The sequence below is a fragment of the Streptomyces sparsus genome (assembly GCF_054776295.1).
Window position 1 is genome coordinate 1 of the sequence record NZ_BAAHCA010000580.1, and the last position, 3,162, is coordinate 3,162.

The following is a 3,162-nucleotide window of genomic DNA, read 5'->3' on the forward strand; positions in this document are numbered from 1 at the left end:
GGCCGCGGCCCGTGGTGGTCGTGGACGTCCGGACGCGGCGCCCGCCCGGAGAGCCGCCGCTGCGGGTGGGACCGGTGCGGGTGGAGCCCTTCCGCGAGTAGCCGGGCGAGCGTCTCAGCGGGGGCGTCAGCCGGTGGCGTCGGCCGGGGCGTCGACGAGGATCACTTCGAGGGTGCGGGGGCCGTGCACGCCCTCGACCCGGTCCAGTTCGATGTCACTGGTCGCGGAAGGACCCGAGATCCAGGTCAGCGGCCTTCGAGGATCCAGCAGGGCCAGTGCCTGGGCCACCGAGTCGACGACCTGGCCCGGGACGTGGACCACGCAGATGTGGTGGTCGGGTACCAGGGTGATGCGGCGCCGTCCCTGGTCGGGGCCGGCGTCGAGGACGAGCGTGCCGGTCTCGGCGATGGCCACCGCGCAACCGGTGAGCACGCTGTCCACCGCGTCCAGTTCCTCCGGGGTGCTCGTCTGCCGGTCGTCCACCCGCCTGACGTGGTCGAGTCCGCGCTCGGGCAGCCATCCCGCCGGCAGTCCGGGCGGCACGACCACCGAGCGGGAACCGCGCTCCGCCAGCAGGCGGCCGATCAGGGCGGCCAGGTCAGCGCGGGTGGTGCGATGGACCGCGGCACGGTACTCGGTGAGGTTGTCGGCGAGCAGCGCCACCCTCTGCGCCGCGTCCCGGTCGCCGTGCACGTGCAGGTAGTCGCGTGCGACGCGCACGTCCTGCGGGTCCTCCTCGTCGGGCACGTCGGCGAGGGCCTCCCGCACCCGCGCCAGGATCCGTTCCCTGCTGTTCATCCGGCGCCTCCTCGGGTGCGCTGCCACCAGTCCCGGAAGGACTCCTCGGGCACTTGCGGCAGCGCCCTGGAGTCGCTCCACGCCCGGCCGGGGCCCGGCAGCCGCGCGGGGTGGAAGCGGCGGGTGCGGGCCGCCAGGCGCTGCCCGGCGCGCCAGGCCCGGGGGTGGTCCAGGGTCCAGCGTGCCGCGCGCATGGCCGCGCGTTCCGCGGTGTGGCCCTTGGCGGGCCGGATGGTGACCTTCTCGCCCTTCCGTGTCACCTCACCCCCTTGGACCACCCGCTCCCTGAGGTGCACGAGCACCTCGGGGATGTCGATGGCGACGGGGCAGACCTCGTAGCAGGCGCCGCACAGGGAGGAGGCGTACGGCAGTGAAGCGTCCACCTCACTGCCGGTGCCGCGCAGTTGGGGGCTGAGGATCGCTCCGATCGGTCCCGGGTAGACCGAGCCGTAGGCGTGGCCGCCGGCCCGCTCGTACACCGGGCACACGTTGAGGCAGGCGGAGCAGCGGATGCAGCGGAGCGCCTGCCGTCCCACCTCGTCGGCGAGGGTGTCCGTGCGTCCGTTGTCCAGCAGCACCAGGTGGAAGGCGCTCGGCCCGTCGCCGTCCGTGGTGCCCGTCCAGGTGCTGGTGTAGGGGTTCATCCGCTCCGCCGTCGAGGAGCGGGGCAGCAGTTGGAGGTAGATCTCCAGGTCCTGCCAGGTCGGTACGACCTTCTCGATGCCCACGACCGAGATCAGCGTCTCCGGCAGGGTCAGGCACATGCGGCCGTTGCCCTCGGACTCCACCACGACCAGGGTGCCGGTCTCGGCGACCATGAAGTTGGCGCCGGAGACGGCGGCCTTGGCGCGCAGGAACTTCTCCCGCAGGTGCAGGCGGGCGGCTTCGGCGAGCTCGGTGGGGGCGTCGGTCAGCCCTTCCGGTGCGGGCCGTCCCCAACTGCCCATCCTGTCGGCGAAGACCTCGCGGATCTCGCCGCGGTTGCGGTGGATGGCGGGTACCAGGATGTGCGAGGGCAGGTCGTCGCCCAGTTGCACGATGAGCTCGGCGAGGTCGGTCTCGTACGCGCGGATGCCCTCGGCCGCCAACGCCTCGTTGAGGCCGGTCTCCTGGGTGGCCATCGACTTGACTTTGACCACCTCCCGCTCGCCGGTCGCCTTCACCAGGTCGGCCACGATGCGGTTGGCCTCGTCGGCGTCCACGGCCCAGTGCACGGTGCCGCCCGCCGACGTGACCGCCTCCTCCAGTTGCAGGAGGTAGCGGTCGAGGTGGCGCAGCGTGCGGTCCTTGACGGCTTTGCCCGCCTCCCGCAGCTGCGCCCAGTCGGGAAGTTCCGCGACGGCCTGCGCACGCTTGTCGCGGATGGTACGGGTGGCGTGCCGCAGGTTGCCGCGCAGTCTCTCGTCGCGGACGGCCTCGCGTGCCGCCGTCGGAAAGGCGGGCATGCCCAGGTAGGTGCCGTTGCTGGCGCTCATGTGTGGGGCTCCTCCTCGGTCGAGGCCAGGATCTCCGCGAGGTGCACGGGCCGGACGGCGGCGCCCTGCCTGGCGAGCGTGCCGCCGATGTGCAGCAGGCAGGAGTTGTCGACGGTGCACACGGCCTCGGCTCCGGTGCTCCTGATGTGGCGGGCCTTGTCCGCGCCCATCGCCGCCGAGACCGCTTCGTTCTTCACGGCGAAGGTGCCGCCGAAGCCGCAGCACTCCTCCGCGCCGGGCAGTTCACGCAGCTCGATCCCCCTGACCTGTTCGAGCAGTCTGCGCGGCCGGTCGTCCAGGCCCAGCATGCGCAGCCCGTGGCAGGTGGGGTGGTAGGTCACGGTGTGCGGGAAGTACGCGCCGACGTCGGTCACCCCCAGTACGTCGACGAGGAACTCGGTGAGCTCGTAGGTCCTGGCGACGGCCCGGTCGGCCGCCTCGGACAGTTCGGCGCCGCGGCCCTCGGCGCTGGCGCGGGCGCCGATGCGGGGGTAGTTGTCGCGGACCATCGCGGCGCACGAGCCGGAGGGGGTGACGACGTGGTCGTAGCCGGCGAAGGCCGCGTCGAAGCGGCGCATCAGCGGCTCGGCCTCGTGACGGTATCCGGTGTTGTACTGGGGCTGCCCGCAGCAGCTCTGGGCGGGCGGGAAGTCCACGTCCACCCCGAGCCGTTCCAGCAGCCGCACGACCGCCCGGCCGGTGCCGGGGTGGAGCAGGTCGTTCACGCAGGTGACGAAGAGGGCTACCCGCATCTCCTGTCCCCCTTTCTCGGTGTGGCCGGCGTTCCCGGTGCCCCGGGCGGCGGGAGTGGCGCCGGTGGTCCGGGCGTGCCCGGGCTGCCGTGGGCTTCCGGCCCGCGGCCGGTTCCGAGCCGGTCGGCGGCCTCGTC

Annotated in this window: 3 protein-coding genes; all 3 read right to left on the bottom strand. The window is 73.0% G+C overall.

Translation table 11 applies throughout. The features are described 5' to 3' along the window. Positions 1-126 precede the first annotated feature (126 nt). From ACYVE9_RS20510 to ACYVE9_RS20520, 3 genes are read right to left on the bottom strand one after another with little or no spacing between them, the layout of a single operon-like run. A complete protein-coding gene (locus ACYVE9_RS20510; protein ID WP_461029351.1) occupies positions 127-798 on the bottom strand; it encodes a LutC/YkgG family protein in 672 nt (223 codons plus the stop codon). After that, the gene (locus tag ACYVE9_RS20515) at positions 795-2,273 is read right to left on the bottom strand and encodes a lactate utilization protein B (protein ID WP_461029352.1); all 1,479 of its coding nucleotides are present in this window, start codon (positions 2,271-2,273) and stop codon (positions 795-797) included. The genes ACYVE9_RS20510 and ACYVE9_RS20515 overlap by 4 nt, the downstream gene beginning before the upstream one ends. Beyond that, the gene (locus ACYVE9_RS20520) at positions 2,270-3,025 is read right to left on the bottom strand and encodes a (Fe-S)-binding protein (RefSeq protein WP_461029353.1); all 756 of its coding nucleotides are present in this window, start codon (positions 3,023-3,025) and stop codon (positions 2,270-2,272) included. The genes ACYVE9_RS20515 and ACYVE9_RS20520 overlap by 4 nt, the downstream gene beginning before the upstream one ends. Between the last annotated feature and the right edge of the window lie 137 nt (positions 3,026-3,162).